The 1,817-nt window shown below is 68.7% G+C and carries 1 protein-coding gene; it reads left to right on the top strand.

The window, feature by feature from the left end; genetic code table 11:
• The first annotated feature begins 12 nt into the window (after positions 1-12).
• Positions 13-1,338, top strand: coding sequence for an ABC transporter substrate-binding protein (locus DQW06_RS26870; RefSeq protein WP_013155584.1), 1,326 nt, complete (start codon positions 13-15; stop codon positions 1,336-1,338).
• Positions 1,339-1,817: the final 479 nt, after the last annotated feature.

The following is a 1,817-nucleotide window of genomic DNA, read 5'->3' as shown; positions in this document are numbered from 1 at the left end:
AAGGAGAACCCCATGCGCAACCGCAGCGGAACCCGGGCCGCCCTGGCGGCCTCCCTGGCCCTGACGATGCTGGCGACGGCCTGCACCGGCGCCGGTGAGGTCACCGAGGGCTCCGAGGTCGACCTGAACGTCTCCACCGGCGTCACCGACGACGCCGTCGTCATCGGCTCCCACCAGCCCCTGACCGGGCCCGCGGCCCCCGGCTACCTCGCGGTCTCCCAGGGCGCCCGCGCCGTGTTCGAGTACGTCAACGCCCAGGGCGGCGTGAACGGGCGCGAGATCGACTACCGGGTCGAGGACGACGCCTACGACCCCGCGCGGACGATCGACGTGACCCGGCAGCTGGTCATCGAGGACGAGATCTTCGCGATGGTGGGCGGTCTGGGCACGCCCACGCACAGCAGCGTCCTCGACTACCTCAACGAGGAGGGCGTGCCCGACGTCTTCCCGTCCTCGGGCGCCCTGGCGTGGAACAACCCCGACGAGCACCCGCTGACCTACGGCTGGCAGACCGACTACACCAAGGAGGCGAAGATCCAGGGCGAGTACATCGCGGCGAACTTCCCCGACCAGAGCGTCGGCTACCTGTTCCAGAACGACGACGTCGGCGAGGACTCCCAGACCGGGCTCGACCAGTACCTCGGCGACGAGGTCGTGGCCCGGGAGCACTACGAGTCCGAGGTGCCCGACCTCAGCGCCCAGATCGCCGAACTGGAGCGCACCGGGGCCGAGGTGGTCGTGTGCTCCTGCATCCCGGCGTTCGTCGCGCTCGGCATGCTGGAGGCGGCCAGCATCGGCTACGAGCCCCAGTGGGTGGTCTCCAGCATCGGCGGCGACACCGCCACCCTCCAGGGCCTGCTGGCGGAGTTCACGCAGGACACCGACGCCGAGGGCGTGCCCGCCGACGAGTTCCTCGAAGGCATGCTCATCACGAGCTACATGCCGCGCGTGGAGGACGAGGACGACGAGTGGGCCCGGTTCTTCATCGACGTGTACGAGGAGTACGGGGAGGGCGGCACGATCACCAACACGCACGTCTTCGGCATGACCCAGGCCGTCATGTTCGCCCAGGCTCTCAGGTCGGCGGGCGAGGACCTCACCCGCCAGTCGCTCGTCGACGCCCTGGAGTCCCAGGAGTGGCAGGGCCCCAGCCCCGTCCCCTTCGCCTCCGGAGACGGTGACCACGGCGGCCACCAGGGCGTCTACGTCGTCCGGTACGAGTCGGGCGGCAGCATCGAGATGGTCCAGGAGCCCCGTGTGACCGACCGCGAGGGCGGCCCCATCGAGGAGGCCGACTTCACGGCCCTCGGCCCGGACGAGCTGGTCTTCCACGACTGAGCTCGGATGGGTCTGGATGGGTTCGGACGGGTTCGGATGGTTTCGGATGAGTCCGATGGACTTGGACGGGCCCGGGTGGGTTCGGAGGGACTCGGATGGGTCCGGAGGAACTCGGAGGAACTCGGATGGGTTCGGAGAGTGGTGGTCCCCGCGGGACGGTGGTCACTACGGATCGGTGGTCACTGCGGATCGGTGGTCTCCGCGAGTGGATGGTCACTGCGGGTCGGTGCTCTCCATGAGTGGGGCGGTCTTTGTAAGGCCGCGTTTTCCACAGGCGCGCATCGGGGCTGGTCGCGGGTGGGGTGGTGATGGTTTCCTGGAAATAGGGGGGATCCCACCCACGGAGGTTTTGGTGTGCCCTTAAGCGCCCTGTGCTCAACGGGGGTAATGAATTGAAGGGTAGGGAGGGGCCGTCTTCAGGGCCCCTCCCTGCGCCATTCCTGCTGGGGGTTTCTGGCGGCAACGAAAGCGCGCCAGCT

It is taken from the genome of Nocardiopsis sp. TNDT3 (assembly GCF_003427465.1).
Taxonomy (GTDB): domain Bacteria; phylum Actinomycetota; class Actinomycetes; order Streptosporangiales; family Streptosporangiaceae; genus Nocardiopsis; species Nocardiopsis dassonvillei.
This window is presented reverse-complemented; position numbering and strand designations above follow the sequence as displayed.